Origin of the sequence: Streptomyces humi (genome assembly GCF_001005085.2) — a bacterium.
Classification (GTDB): domain Bacteria; phylum Actinomycetota; class Actinomycetes; order Streptomycetales; family Streptomycetaceae; genus Streptomyces; species Streptomyces humi.
This window is the reverse complement of sequence record NZ_LBMU02000063.1, coordinates 25,111-38,837: the sequence shown is the minus strand read 5'-3', so window position 1 is coordinate 38,837 and position 13,727 is coordinate 25,111. Positions and strand designations below refer to the sequence as shown.

12 protein-coding genes are annotated in these 13,727 nt (G+C 73.5%); 4 read left to right on the top strand and 8 right to left on the bottom strand.

Features of this window, described 5'->3' with window-relative positions:
- Both AAW13_RS47025 and AAW13_RS26645 read right to left on the bottom strand, forming a co-directional pair.
- On the bottom strand, nucleotides 1-2,575 hold a 2,575-nt coding region (locus AAW13_RS47025), incomplete at its 3' end, for a winged helix-turn-helix domain-containing protein (RefSeq protein ID WP_046733838.1).
- A 214-nt stretch (nucleotides 2,576-2,789) separates the two neighbouring features.
- The gene (locus tag AAW13_RS26645; RefSeq protein ID WP_046733813.1) at nucleotides 2,790-3,743 is read right to left on the bottom strand and encodes a YihY/virulence factor BrkB family protein; all 954 of its coding nucleotides are present in this window, start codon (nucleotides 3,741-3,743) and stop codon (nucleotides 2,790-2,792) included.
- A gap of 314 nt (nucleotides 3,744-4,057) precedes the next feature.
- Between AAW13_RS26645 and AAW13_RS26640 the strand changes: the two genes are divergently transcribed.
- Nucleotides 4,058-4,519 (top strand): DUF6325 family protein, encoded by a 462-nt coding sequence (locus AAW13_RS26640; protein ID WP_240528750.1) that lies wholly within the window; start codon nucleotides 4,058-4,060, stop codon nucleotides 4,517-4,519.
- A 16-nt stretch (nucleotides 4,520-4,535) separates the two neighbouring features.
- Nucleotides 4,536-4,826, top strand: a complete 291-nt coding sequence (locus AAW13_RS26635) for an SHOCT domain-containing protein (protein ID WP_046733814.1) — start codon at nucleotides 4,536-4,538, stop codon at nucleotides 4,824-4,826.
- 13 nt (nucleotides 4,827-4,839) lie between these two features.
- On the opposite strand, the gene AAW13_RS26630 is transcribed toward AAW13_RS26635, so the two are convergent.
- From AAW13_RS26630 to AAW13_RS26605, 6 genes are all read right to left on the bottom strand, one after another.
- Nucleotides 4,840-5,349 carry an O-acetyl-ADP-ribose deacetylase gene (locus tag AAW13_RS26630; protein ID WP_046733815.1) on the bottom strand — a complete coding sequence of 170 codons (510 nt, stop codon included), beginning with the start codon at nucleotides 5,347-5,349 and terminating at the stop codon, nucleotides 4,840-4,842.
- A complete protein-coding gene (locus AAW13_RS26625; RefSeq protein WP_046733816.1) occupies nucleotides 5,346-6,755 on the bottom strand; it encodes a phytoene desaturase family protein in 1,410 nt (469 codons plus the stop codon). The genes AAW13_RS26630 and AAW13_RS26625 overlap by 4 nt, the downstream gene beginning before the upstream one ends.
- 84 nt (nucleotides 6,756-6,839) lie before the next feature.
- A complete protein-coding gene (locus AAW13_RS26620) occupies nucleotides 6,840-7,688 on the bottom strand; it encodes an inositol monophosphatase family protein (RefSeq protein ID WP_046733817.1) in 849 nt (282 codons plus the stop codon).
- 296 nt (nucleotides 7,689-7,984) lie between these two features.
- Nucleotides 7,985-9,790 (bottom strand): gamma-glutamyltransferase family protein, encoded by a 1,806-nt coding sequence (locus tag AAW13_RS26615; protein WP_046733818.1) that lies wholly within the window; start codon nucleotides 9,788-9,790, stop codon nucleotides 7,985-7,987.
- A gap of 173 nt (nucleotides 9,791-9,963) precedes the next feature.
- A complete protein-coding gene (locus AAW13_RS26610; protein ID WP_240528749.1) occupies nucleotides 9,964-11,667 on the bottom strand; it encodes an LCP family protein in 1,704 nt (567 codons plus the stop codon).
- Between the two features lie 227 nt (nucleotides 11,668-11,894).
- Complete coding sequence (locus AAW13_RS26605; protein WP_420855496.1) at nucleotides 11,895-12,233, bottom strand: ArsR/SmtB family transcription factor; 339 nt, start codon at nucleotides 12,231-12,233, stop codon at nucleotides 11,895-11,897.
- A 258-nt stretch (nucleotides 12,234-12,491) separates the two neighbouring features.
- Here AAW13_RS26605 and AAW13_RS26600 point away from each other — a divergent pair, with 258 nt between their 5' ends.
- Both AAW13_RS26600 and AAW13_RS26595 read left to right on the top strand, forming a co-directional pair.
- Nucleotides 12,492-12,758, top strand: coding sequence for a GlsB/YeaQ/YmgE family stress response membrane protein (locus AAW13_RS26600; protein WP_046733820.1), 267 nt, complete (start codon nucleotides 12,492-12,494; stop codon nucleotides 12,756-12,758).
- A gap of 272 nt (nucleotides 12,759-13,030) precedes the next feature.
- Complete coding sequence (locus AAW13_RS26595; RefSeq protein ID WP_046733821.1) at nucleotides 13,031-13,720, top strand: hypothetical protein; 690 nt, start codon at nucleotides 13,031-13,033, stop codon at nucleotides 13,718-13,720.
- Nucleotides 13,721-13,727: the final 7 nt, after the last annotated feature.

Below are 13,727 nucleotides of genomic sequence, written 5' to 3'. Positions count from 1 at the left end.
CCCGGCGCACCGCGTCGCCCCGCCGGCCCACGCCGAGTTTCCGGTAGACGCTCTTGAGGTGCGTCTTCACCGTGTTCACGGAGACGTACAGGTCGGCGGCGATCTCCTGGGTCGACATCAGCTGCGCCAGCCTGCTCAGCACCTCGCGCTCGCGTCCGCTGAGCTCCTCCACGAGCAGCGGCGAGGGTTCGGTGACCGCGTCCGCGCCGTCACCGTCGCGGTAGAGCCAGCCGGCGGCCAGACTGTGCAGTTGCGGGGTGTCCAGGAGCCGCCGGATCCGCGGCCCGGCGTCCAGGAACGGGCGCCGCAGCCGGTTCCGGCGGCCCTCCAGGAGCGCCTTGGCGAGCAGTCTGCGGGCGGTGTCCGCGTCCCCCGACTCGGCCGCGGCGCGGGCACAGACCAGGGTGGCCCGCACCGTCGTCCCGGGACCGGCCACGCCTTCCGCGCACAGCCGGCCGGCCGTCTCCACGGCCTCCTCGCGGCGCCCGGCGGCGAGCCGCGCCCACGCCAGTTCCGCCGCGTCCAGGGACCCGACGGGGCCGGGGATGTCGTCGAGCACCCCGGCGGCCGCCTCCGGACGGCCCTCGGCGAGCCGCGCGGCCGAGGCGGCCAGGGCCGCACCGGTCCGCACCCAGGGTGCCGCGACCAGCGCCGGTACGGCCGGATCGGCCGCGTCCGCGGCGGCCTCCGGGTCGCCGAGCGCCGTCAGCAGCCGGGCGGTCGTCAGGGCCCGGCACCCCTCGGTCACCGGGTCGGGCACCCCGCTGCCGGGGCCGGACTCGGCGGCCTCGTCCAGCAGGACCCGGGCCTGCTCCAGCTCGTCCCGGTCGACGGCCACGGCGGCCAGCACCAGCTGCCCGAGTCCGGCGCCGGGGAACGGATGCCCGCCGCAGTTCCGGGTCGCCGCCGTCGCGGCCAGGGCCTGGCTCTCCGCCCGGTCGAGGCGGCCGTCGAAGTAGTCGAGCAGCGCCAGGTGTCCGAGGGCGTCCTCCCGGGGCAGTTCCGTCGCCGCGTCGGCGGGCAGGCCGGTCACCTCGGTCAGGGCGGCGCGGGCGGCCTCGAAGTGCCCGGCCCACACCCGGGCCGAACCCAGGTGGGTGAGGAGCAGCGCGGTGAGTTCGGGATGCCGCGCCAGGTCGTGGGCGGGCACCTCGCGCCGCAGCCGGTCGGCGGTGGCCATCGCCCGCTCCGCCCGGCCGGGGGCGCCGGTCAGCCGGGCCGCCAGGGACTCCAGGAGCACCCGGCTCAGCCGGCTCGCCGCGGCGGACCCGCCCGTGACCGGGTCCTCCTCGACATGGCCGAGGTGGGTCAGGCCCCGGTCGAGGTCGCGCCCGGACAGTTCACGGGCCGCCCGCACCAGGTCCACCGCGGCGCCGGTGGCCTCCGTGCCCATCCCGTCGAACAGCTCGGTGAGGTCGTCGGCGCGCGGCGGCCCGGTGAGGAGCCGGCCGATCGCCAGGTCGTCGACGACGGCACCGGCGGTGAACTCCCAGTCGGCCGCCGCCGCGCCGTGCGCCAGCGCCTCGGGCACCGCGCCGTGGGTCCGCAGCCAGCAGGCGGCACGCCGGTGCAGCTCCGGCTCGCGTTCCGGGGAACGCACCCGCATGTGGACCCGCAGGATCTCCCCGAACAGCGGGTGCAGCCGGTACCAGGAGTGCCCGAGGTACTCGACGAACGCGTTCTGGCGGCAGAGCCCGGCCAGCCGCGGCCCGGCACCGGGCCGGCCCGTGAGCGACTCCGCGAGTTCGGGGGAGAACCGGTCCAGGACGCTGACGCACAGCAGCAGGTTCTCCGTCTCGGGGGGCTGCCGGTTGAGCACCTCGGCGAGGAGGAAGTCGGCGATGACGCTGTGCCCGGCCTCGAACTCCTTCAGGTACGTCTCCGGATCCGCGTCCTGCCGGGCCGCCAGGGCGCTCAGCTGGAGTCCGGCCGCCCAGCCGCGGGTGCGCTCCACCAGGGCGCGCACGGCCTGCGCGGGCAGCAGCAGGCCGTGCCGGGCCAGCAAACCGGCGGCCTCCTCGGGGGTGAAGGCGAGTTCGTCGTTCCTGATCTCGGTCATGGCCCCGGCCGCCCGGTAGCGGTGCAGGGGCAGCAGGGGTTCGGTCCGGGTGACGAGGACCAGCCGCAGTCCCTGTCCGGCGTGGTGCAGGACGAACTCCAGCTGCTCGGCCGTCTCCGGGTCGGACAGCCGGTCGAACTCGTCGAGGACGAGCATCGCGGGCCGGCCGAGTCCGTTGAGCTCGTCGGCCAGCCGGCCCAGCAGCCGGTGACCGACCATGCCGACGTGGCCGGCGCCGCCGATTCCGGCGGGCAGCGGGGTTCCGGCGGAGCGCAGGGCCTGCAACACATGGGCCCAGAACACGCCGGGCCGCTGGTCTCCCGCCTCGTTGGTGAGCCAGGCGACCGGTTGTCCGAGCCCGGCCGCCCAGTCCGCGACCAGGAGGGTCTTGCCCGCGCCGGCCGCGCCGTTGACCATGGTCAGCGGGGTGTCCAGGGCCTGGCCGAGATGCGCGGTCAGCCGGGGCCTGCGGACGAAGGTGGCGGGCCTGGCCGGTACGGCGAACCTGGTCCGCAGAAACGGCTCCCCCGGCGGACCGGCGTACCCGCCGGACTGACGCCTGGTGCTGTCGTCCCGCTCGGCGCTGTGGTCCCTCTCGCTGTCGTCCCTCTTGGTGCTGGCGTCCCGCTGAGTGCTGTCGTCCCTCTTGGTGCTGTCGTCCCGCGGAGTGCTGTCGTCCCGATCGGCCACAGAGATCACCGCCTGTGTCCGGCCGGCCGTGACCGGCGCTTCACCGACCAGGATCACAGTGTTTCGGCTCCGGCGCAGAGCGTGGGTCCCGGTCGCGGCGCGGCGGGCTGCCGAGCCGGTCGGCGAGGAACGGCTCCTGGACCAGGACCGCGCCGACGGTGACGCTGAGGGTGGCGGCCAGGCAGATCACGATCAGCCAGGACAGGGCGACGAAGACCGCTCCCAGCGAGCCGTAACCGGCGAGGGCGTGGTCGAGGGCGCGCGGCAGGTAGAACCGCGCGGTCACCGACAGGGCGGTCAGGGCCACCGCGGTGATCACCGCCCCGGGGACCAGCGGCTTCCATGTGACGTGGCCGCCGAGCAGCAGGTGCTGGGTCCACCACCACAGGCACACCTGGGCGGTGAAGGTGATCGGGACGCCCAGCCAGGCCCCCACTCCGAAGCCGTCCCGCAGTACGCCCTGAAGGACCAGTGCGGCGATCCACAGGGCGAGCCATGCCAGCCAGCGCCACGGCGCGATCCTGATACCGCCCCGCGGGATGCCCCAGGCACGCTGGCACAGCCGCTGCACGGCCCGGCTGAGGGCGGTGGCCGAGATCAGCACCATGAGGACACCGACCAGGCCGGTGGTCTGCCGCAGGCTCTCGCTCTGCGGCTGCACGAGGTGCTGGAGCTGGGGGTCGGCCGGTCCGGTCAGGCCGAACACCGAGCGCACCGACCGGATCAGCTGCCGCTCGAGGGCCGGCGGGGCGTAGGCCACGAACACGAAGAGCAGCGGCACCGCGGTGAGGAAGCACTGGGCGGCCACCCGGGTGGCGGTGTCGAAGATGTTCACGGACACCATCCGGTCCGCGAGATGGACGACGACCGGGAACCGGATCTCCGCCCACCGGTGCAGCGTCCTCGCCCGCGAGACCACCCGCGCGGTCCGCTCACGCCACCGGAACGGCCCGGGCCGAGAGCCGTTGCGCGGCACCCGCCCCCTGGTCGGCATGGCATCGCTCCTTCCTGCGTCCAGGGTGCGGGGCGACCGTCCCGGCGGCACCCCGGAGGCCCCCGCCGGGACGGTCCGGGCGTCGTGCCGGGGGCACGCGTCCACGCTCGCCTGCCGGCCGGAGCAGGCGCTGGTGGCGTCGTGCCTGCTGCTGGGCTGCTGGCCGGTGGGCAGGAGCCTCTACCGGCTGCCGAGTTGGTCCCGGGCGGGTCCCCGGCCGGTCGCCGGACGTGCGGGGCTCCGGCGCGGGTGCTGCAATGAAGGCACCGGCCGGCGACCGTCTCCGCGGTCCCGCCCGTTCCAGGAGGAGGACCATGGAGAGCGTCGAAGAGATGGGCCCCGTCGACTACCTGGTGATCGAGTTCCCGGGCAACAGGATGACCGGCGAGGCCTTTCCACTGCTGGTCGATCTCGCCGACCGCCGTGTCGTGCGCATCCTCGACCTGGCGTTCCTGCGCAAGGACGCCGACGGTTCGGTGACCGCGCTCGAGGTGCGGGACCTCGGCGACGACGCGGCCGAGCTGACCGTCTTCGAGGGTGCCTCCTCCGGTCTGCTGGACGAGGGCGACCTCGCCGAGGCGGGCAACGCGCTGGAGCCCGGCAACTCCGCCGCGGTGCTGGTGTACGAGAACCTGTGGGCCGCGCCGCTGGCCGGCGCGCTGCGGCGCAGCGGCGCCCAGCTGGTCGCGAGCGGCCGGATCCCGGTGCAGGCCCTGCTGGCGTCGCTGGACGCCGTCGACGAGACGCCCCCGCCCGGTGGCACCGCCGCCGCCTGAACGGAGATGACCGAGTATGCCCGGACTGCTGCGTGGGATCGCGCGCACCGCTGTCGTCGCCGGTACCGCCACGGCGGTGTCGAACCGTGTCTCACGGCGCCAGGCGGGCCGGTGGGCCCAGCAGGACTACGAACCGCAGAACTACGAACAGCAGGGATCCGTCGCCCAGCCGCCGCCGGCGGCGCAGCCCGTCGCCGACGACATGACGGCCAGGATGGACCAGCTCAAACAGCTCGGCGAGCTGAAGGCCCAGGGGATCCTCACCGAGGACGAGTTCCAGGAGCAGAAGCGCCGCATCCTGGGCTGAGCCGTGTGCGTCCTCAGGTCAGTGCCGAGGTGAACGCCTCGTAGGCCCGTTCGTCGAACAGCACGAACCGCACCTCCTCGACGGCGGTGTCCGTCTCCCGGACGGTCGCCACGGCGATCCGGGCGCCGTCGTCCATCGGCCAGCCGTAGACGCCGGTGGAGATGGCGGGGAACGCGACCGTGCGGGCGCCGAGTTCGTCGGCGCGCCGCAGGGACTCGCGGTAGCAGGACACCAGCAGTTCGGAGCGGTCCAGGCTCTGGGAGTACACGGGGCCGACGGTGTGGATGACCCACCGTGCGTCGAGTTCGCCGGCGGTGGTGGCGACCGCCTGGCCGGTGGGCAGGCCCCTGCCGAGGTGCCCCGCGCGGAGCTTGCGGCACTCCGCCAGGATCGCGGGGCCGCCGCGCCGGTGGATGGCGCCGTCGACGCCTCCGCCGCCGAGCAGGGAGGAGTTCGCGGCGTTGACGATGGCGTCGACGCTCTGCCGGGTGATGTCGCCCTGGACGAGGGTGATGCGGGTCATGACTGTCTCAGCCTCCTCCACACGGCCTTCGCCGCGTTGTGCCCCGACATGCCGTGCACGCCCGGGCCGGGCGGGGTGGCCGACGAGCAGATGAAGACGGCCGGGTGCGGGGTGCCGTACGGGGACAGGGAGAGCTTGGGGCGCAGCAGGATCTGTAGGCCGGAGACGGCTCCGGTGCCGATGTCGCCGCCGACGTAGTTGGCGTTGCGGGCGGCCAGTTCGGCGGGCCCTGCGGTGGCGCGGGCCAGTACGAGGTCGCGGAATCCCGGGGCGTACCGCTCCAGTTGACGTTCCATCACGTCCGTGAGGTCACCGGTCCAGCCGTTCGGCACGTGGGCGTAGGCCCAGAACACCTGCTTGCCCTCGGGGGCCCGGCTCGGGTCCGCCACACCGGGCTGAACGGTGATCATGAACGGCCGGTCGGGGGCGCGGCCCTCGCGGGAGGCGGCACGGAGGGCGGTGCCGATCTCCGTGCTGTCCGCGCCGATCTGCACGGTCCCGGCGCGGCGTGCCGCGGGGGCGGTCCAGGGTACGGGGCCGTCCAGTGCGTAGTCGACCTTGAAGACCCCGGGGCCGTAGCGGTAGCCCTGGTAGTAGGTGCCGAAGCCGGCGATGCGGGCGAGGGCGGTGGGCGAGGTGTCGAAGACGTACGACCGCGCCGGCGGCAGGTCGTCGAGCCGCTTGACCTCGTAGTCGGTGTGGACGGCGCCGCCGAGGTCCTTCAGGTAGGCGGCGAGGGCGTCGGAGACGGCCTGGGAGCCGCCCTTGGCGACCGGCCAGCCGCGGGCGTGCGCGGCGAGCGCGAAGACCAGGCCGACGGCACCGGTCGCGAAGCCGGTGAGCGGGGCCATGACATGGGCGACGAGTCCGGCGAACAGCGTTCTGGCCGGTTCGTCGCGGAAGCGGCGCAACAGCAGGGCGGCGGGGGGCAGTCCGGCCAGGCCGAAGCGGGCGAGCATGACCGGGTCACGCGGCAGCGCGGTCCGCGGCAGCGACATGAAGTCCCTGGCCAGGGTGTCCCACTTGGGCAGGAAGGGCTCGACCAGCCTGCGGTACGTGCCCGCGTCGCGTGGGCCGAAGGAGGCCGCCGTCTCGGCGACGGAGCGGGCCAGCACGGCGGCGCCGCCGTCGGGGAAGGGGTGTGCCATCGGCAGGTCGGGGTGCAGCCACTGGAGGCCGTAGCGCTCCAGGGGCAAGGCGCGGAACGCGGGCGAGTTGACGGCGAGCGGGTGCGCGGCGGAGCACGGGTCGTGCCGGAAGCCGGGGAGGGTGAGCTCCTCGGTGCGGGCGCCGCCGCCCACGGTGTCCTTCGCCTCGAAGAGGGCCACGGAGAAACCGCGCCGGGCCAGCTCCACGGCGGCCGTCAGGCCGTTCGGCCCCGCCCCCACCACGACCGCATCGAGCATCGACGGCACCTTCGGACCCCTTCGTCAGCCGATGGCCACTCGGCTTCAGGATATGCCGGAGGACTGACACTCTCCTCGCGCGGGTTACCAGTGCGGGTTCTGGAGCAGGTCCACCACGTGGCGGGCGGTGGCCGCGTCGCGGGCCGCGGTGAACGGCAGCGCGTTGCCGCCCGTGACGCGGAACGGCACGCCGGCCCGGGTGAGGTGGGCGCCGCCCGCCTCCTCGACCAGCAGCAGCCCGGCCGCGTGGTCCCAGGCGGCCTCCCAGGAGAACGCCGTGGCGTCCAACTCGCCCCGGGCTACGGCGAGGTATTCCAGACCCGCGGAACCGCAGGGGCGCGGGGCGACGCCGTCGACCCACAGGGCGAACAGCTCGCGCTTCTGCGCGTCGGTCGTGTAGTCCGGGTGCGAGGTGGCTATCCGCAGGTCCCGGCCCTTCTCGGGGGAGCCGGAGAGCAGCCGGACGCCGTCGAGGTGGGCGCCCTTGCCCCGTACCGCCGTGGCGAGTTGGTCGCGGGCGGGGAGGTAGGTCCAGGAGGCGAGCAGGACGCCCCGGTGGGCGAGCGCGACCAGGGTGCAGAAGCCGTCCTCGCCGCGCACGAACTGGCGGGTGCCGTCGACCGGGTCGACGATCCACACCGGTGCGTCGCCCTGGAGCGCCTCGTAGGTCTCCGGGTCGGCGTGCACGGCCTCCTCGCCGACCACGACGGAGCCGGGCAGCAGGGCGCCGAGGGCCTCCGTGAGGTAGCGCTCGGCGAGCCGGTCGGCGTCGGTCACCAGGTCGTGCGGCCCGGCCTTCTGGTCGACCTCGTGGTCGGCGAGCCGGCGCCAGCGGGGCAGGATCTCGGTGCGGGCCGCCTTGCGGATGGCGTCCTCGACGTCGACGGCGTGCTCGAGGAGAAACTCGTCGATGGTCTCCGTTGCTTCGATCATGCCTCCATGAGAGCACGTGCCACTGACAATCCCCGCCGCCCGGGTGTACGGCCGGTGGAATCCGGAGGAACAGACGGCGCCCGAGATCAACGGCGCCGGACGGACCCGCCCGGCGGGCCTCCCACCACCCGGCGGGCCTCCCACTCACCCGGCGGGCCTCCCACAACCCGGCCGCTCTCCCCCGGCCGGCCCGCCACCACACGGCCGGCCCGCCACCACCCGGCACCCCGGCTTCGGTCGCGCCCTCCGCTCCCGGTGTCGTCAGCGCCCCACCGCGCAGCCCTGCATCGGTGTCGTCAGCGCCCCACCGCGTAGCCCTGCATGCCGCGGGGATTGGCCGCCGCCGAGAGCACTCCGGTCTCCGGGTCCCGTGCCACCGCGCACAACCGTCCCTCCGACCAGCCGGGGCCGACCGTCACGTCGTGGCCGCGCCGCCGCAGCTCCGCCACCACGCCGGGGTCCGTCCGGGACTCGACGGTCAGGCTGCCGGGGCGGCGCCCGCGCGGGTAGAAGGAGCTGGGGAAGCTGTCGTTGTGCCAGTTCGGGGCGTCGATCGCGCCTTGCAGGTCGAGTCCGCCGCGGACCGGGTCCCGCAGGGCGACGGCGAGGAAGAAGTGCAGCTGCCACTGGTCCTGCTGGTCGCCGCCGGGCGTACCGAAGGCCAGCACCGGATGCCCGTCCCGCAGTGCGATCGACGGCGTGAGCGTGGTGCGGGGCCGCCGTCCGGGGGTGAGCGAGTTATGCAGGCCCTCCTCGAGCCAGGCCATCTGGAGCCGGGTGCCGAGCGGGAAGCCCAGTTCGGGGACGACGGGGTTGGACTGGAGCCAGCCGCCGCTGGGGGTGGCCGCGACCATGTTGCCCCAGCGGTCGACGACGTCCAGGTGGCAGGTGTCGCCCCGGGTGGTGCCGTCGGTGGCGACCTGCGCGACCGTCGGCTCACCGGCGCCCAGCGGATCGAACGCGGCGCCCTCCCCGGCCTCCACGCGCGCGTACCCGGGCAGGCGCGGCGCGCGTCCGCCGGGACTGCCGGGCCGCAGCTCGTCCGAGGCCTTGGCACCGATCAGCGCCCGCCGGGCGGCGTTGTACGGGGCCGAGAGCAGGTCGGCCAGCGGAACCTCGGCCGCGTCCCCGTACCAGGCCTCCCGGTCGGCCATGGCGAGCTTGCAGCCCTCGACGAGGAGATGCACGTAGTCGGCGGAGCCGTACCCCGGCAGCTCGGACGGTTCGGGCGGCAGCAGGGCGAGCTGCTGGAGAAGGGCCGGGCCCTGGCTCCAGGGGCCCGCCTTGCACACGGTCCAGCCGTTCCAGTCGTACGACACCGGGCTCTCGTAGCCCGCGGACCAGCCGGCCAGGTCGGCGGCGGTGAGGGTGCCGGTGTGCCGTTCTCCGCTGGTGTCCATGGTGGGGCGGGCGGCCTGCCGTACCAGGGCCTCGGCGATGAAACCGGAGCGCCACACCGCACGGGCCGCGTCGATCCGCGCCTCCCGGTCGCCGGCGCCGGCGGTCTCGGCGAGCAGCCGTCTCCAGGTGGCGGCCAGGGCGGGGTTGCGCAGCAGTTCACCGGGGCGCGGTGGCCGGCCGCCGGGCAGGTAGAGCTCCGCCGACGTCGTCCACTCGGTCTCGAACAGTTCGCGCACGCTCGCCACGGTCGCGCCGACGTTCTCCACGGGCGCGTGTCCGTGCTCGGCGTAGCCGATGGCGTACGCCAGGACCTCGTCGAGGGATCTGGTGCCGTGGTCGCGGAGCAGCAGCAGCCAGGCGTCGAAGGCGCCGGGGACGGCCGCGGCCAGCGGGCCGGTGCCGGGGACGAGGTCCAGGCCGAGCCCCCGGTAGTGGGCCGCGGTGGCGCCGGCCGGGGCCACACCCTGCCCGCACAGCACCCGCACCTCGCCGCCGGCCGGGGCGAGCAGGATCGGGACCTCGCCGGCCGGCCCGTTGAGGTGCGGCTCGACCACGTGCAGGACGAACGCTCCGGCGACGGCCGCGTCGTACGCGTTGCCGCCGGTCTCCAGGACCGCCATCGCCGACTGGGAGGCCAGCCAGTGGGTGGACGACACCATGCCGAAGGTGCCCTGGAGGGTGGGTCGGGTGGTGAACCGCATCTGTCACCTCGTTGCTCGCGCGACCGGCCGCTGCGCGCCGCCCGGACGGGTGCCGCCGGGGCCCGCGCTGCCCGAACTGTCGGGCAGCTACATGCTTTCACGGCAGTCGCGCGCGATCCCCCGCCGGACGGTCTTCCGGGATCATCTCCGGCCGCCGCGGCGGGGAACCCGTCTCACTCGTCCGAGTCGGGCTTGCTGCGCGCCGCCGCGTACGCCTGGGCCGGGGTCATCGGCACGCCGTTGAGGCTGACCGTCTTGTACTGGCTGACCTTCGCGCAGGTCTTGGAGTCGTCGGCGGTCGAGGCGTTGGCGTTGGAGACGGCGGCCTTGGTGTCGCCGGAGGTGGCCGGGTAGCTGGTGCCGCTCGTCCAGTCGCTGCCGATGACCAGGACGACGCCGGTGCCGGTGCCCTGCTTGACGTGCGAGCCGGGCACGTCCAGGGCCTTGGCCACGGTCTGGGCCGCGGCCTTGTCGCCGGAGCCGTAGGTCACCGTGGTCGTGGTCGCGGAGCTCGGCGCGTTGGCCGTGGTGGTGCTGGTGCTGAAGCCCTGCGAGATCAGGTGCGTGGCGATCGCGGAGGCCCGGCCGGTGATGTCGGTGCCGTTCTCGACGGTCACGGCGATCTGGGCGGCGGGGACGGAGGCGGTGGTGGCCGTCGGCTTGGCGGTCGCCTCGGCCGCCGACGACTTCTTGCCCGACCCGGTGGTCAGCGACTGGTCGTTGGCCATGGTGGCGAAGAGGTCCTTGGCGCCCGAGCCCACCACCACGCGGTTGCTGTTGGTCGGGTCGGGGGCGGTCTGCATGGTCGTGAACGTCATCCGCTTGGTCGGCACCTTGTTCACGTCGGCCGCCAGCGAGATCAGCTTCTTGACGCTGCCGAGGCCGTCGTCCACGGTGAGCGCCTTGGTGGCCGCGTCGGCGAGGTGGTAGACGGCGGTGGGGTCGGTGAGCGTGCCCGCGCTCTTGAACTTGCGGATCATCGCGCTGAGGAAGATGTGCTGGGAGACGGTACGGCCGAGGTCGCTGCCGTCGCCGAAGCCGTGCCGGGAGCGGACGAACTCCAGCGCCGCCTCGCCCTTGAGGGTGTGGGTGCCCTTGGAGAGCTTCAGGTGCGAGTAGGTGTCGTACACGTTGGAGTTGACGCACACGGAGACACCGCCGACGGCGTCGGACATCTTGACCACGCCGGAGAAGTCCAGCTTCACGAAGTGGTCGATGGGGATGCCGGTGAGCTGGTGGATGGTGTCGACCTGGCAGGCGGGGCCGTACTCGAGGGCGCTGTTGACCTGGCCGTAGTAGCCGTTGGTGGACTGGCCGCTGGAACTGTCCTTGCAGGCGGGGACGTTGACCATGGTGTCGCGGGGGATGCTCATGACGGTGGCGTTGGACCGGTCGGCGGCTATGTGGACGACCATCTCCACGTCCGCGTTTCCGTTGCCGGTCTGGACGCCGGTGTTCTTGCAGCCGCCGCCGAGCTTGCAGTCCTCCGAGCTGGTACGGCCGTCGGAGCCGATCACCAGGATGTTGATCGGGGTGCGGCCGAACGCGTCGGCCTTCTCACTGCCGCCCTTGCCGTCGAGGGAGACGCTGTTGATGTTGCCGTTGAGGTGCTGGTAGAACCACCAGCCCGCGCCCGCGGTGACCAGGACCAGGACCGCCGTGCACAGGCCGACGATCTTCAGCACCCGCTTCCCGCGCCGAGTCGGTCTGGCCCGCCGGGAGCCCCTGTTGCCGGTGCGGGACTTGGCCGCCTGCCGGGCCGCGGCCCGGCCGCCGGTGGGCCGTGTCCCGTCGGGCAGGGCGCCACGCTGTCCGGGCACCCGGTCGGTGCGGCGGCGTGTGGCCTGGCCTCCCTGGCCGTCCCACGGGTCGGTCATCTTCCACTCCCATGAACGGTCGGGTCCGTCGGCGGGTACGGTCGGTCGGCCGCGGCGGGGTGCGGGCAGCCGCGGGCCGGGCCCATTTGGGTTGCGTGATTGCGCAATCTAACAAACCCACAGCCCGGACAGCACAAAGGCCGCCCGAATTCACAGGTGAGGGATGTCATGGAACCTCCGGCGCGACCTTTACGTCACCCCTCATACGAACGTGCGATCCGGCGCGCTCAGACACCCGCCTGCCGCAGCCGGCGCACCGGCGCCGGAACCTGCCGGGAGCGGGCGGTCAGCTGGCCGACGGTCACCCGCACCACCGTCACGATATCCGGATCGTCCACGTAGTAGATCTGCCGCCGTCCCTCGCGGCGGGAGCGCACCAGCCCGGCCAGCTTGAGCTTCGCCAGGTGCTGGCTGACGGCGGGCAGCGCACCGCCGACCCGGTCGGCGAGGCACGTCACGTCGCTCTCACCCTGGGAGAGCGCCCACATGAGATGCAGCCGGGCCGGCGAGGCGAGCAGCCCGAACACCGCGGCCGCCTCCGTCAGCACCCCGTCGGAGGGTTCCATGAAGCCACCGGCGTTCTCCTCCACAGCCACTCCCTCCCGTCACAGCCCCGGCACAGACGCCCACTCAGTGTAGGCGCGCCGTCACCCGGCACCGCACGGCCCGCGCGGAACCCGTCGCTTTCCCGCCGCATTGTCATGAGCGGGTGACAGGTCGTCGACGGCTCGGCGGCAGGCGCCGCCGAGGCCCCGAGACCTTCATAAACTTGCGCAACAAGGCAACTCAGCAAGGCAACACCCCGTACTGGGAGGACTACCAACGTGGGCATCATCGGCTGGATCATCCTCGGCCTCCTCGCCGGAGCCATCGCCAAGGTCCTGCTGCCCGGCCGCGACCCGGGTGGCCTGATCGGCACCACCCTCATCGGCATCGCGGGCGCCTTCGTCGGCGGCTGGCTCTCCGCCCGCTTCCTCGACCGCCCGGTCGAGAAGCACTTCTTCGACCTCTACACCTGGGGCGCCGCCGTCGCCGGCTCGCTGGTCCTGCTCGTCGGCTACCGGCTGCTCTTCGGCAACTCACGCGACTGAACCCGCCGGGCACGGGCCGGGCGGGCCCGACGGTGACTCCGGTCACCCTCGACGGCCCGCCCCAGTCACGACATTCCGGATGTACGGGGACCGTGGACGCACGACATTCCGGATGTAGGGGGACGCCCTCACGAGGCCGTCAACAAGGCTCCGCAGCCGCCTCACAGGCAAGGCGCCGATTCCACTTCCACCCCACAGGGACACGTGTGAGACTGGCGTCCCGTCCGCAGTGTGGACTCCTCCGCACACCGTCCCCCAGCGAGAAGTGCGACTTGCGTTCTCTTCCACTGCCGCTCGCCCTCACCGCGCGCCTGACGCCGGTCGCCGTGCTCGCCTGCGCGGGCTGGGCGATGGCGTCCGGCCCGGACCGGACGACGTCCACCGGCGCCTCCGGCGGCACCTCGACCCAGCAGTCGGCCGGCCAGTCGACGGACGACACCTCGTCGTCGTCCTCGGCGACGACGGCGGCGGCCGGCGCGAAGACGTACACCGCCTCGCCGGCCCCCTGCGGGTCCATCCCGGTGGCCACCATCAAGTCCCTGGTGCCCGGCGCGAAGACGGCCGGCAAGGAGATCCCCTCCACGGACACCAAGCTGCGCCGCACCTGCTCGTGGAACGCGCTCAAGGGATACGACTACCGCTGGCTCGACGTCTCCTTCGAGATCATGGACACGGACACGGCGGCCGCGAAGGAGTACCGGTCCCGGGTCGCCGAGAAGAGCGGCGGCGGGGCGGTGCCGGGACTCGGCGACAACGGATACTCGGTCGTGAACCTCACCACCGAGGACAAACAGCAGACCCGCGAGGGCGTGGTGATGGCCCAGGTGTCCAACGCGCTGGTGATCGTCACCTACAACGGCAGCGACTTCGAGAACAAGAAGGCGCCGGACACGGACGAGATCAACAAGGGCGCCATCAAGGCCGCCAAGAGCGCGGTGACCGCGCTGAAGGGCAGCCAGTAGCCACCGG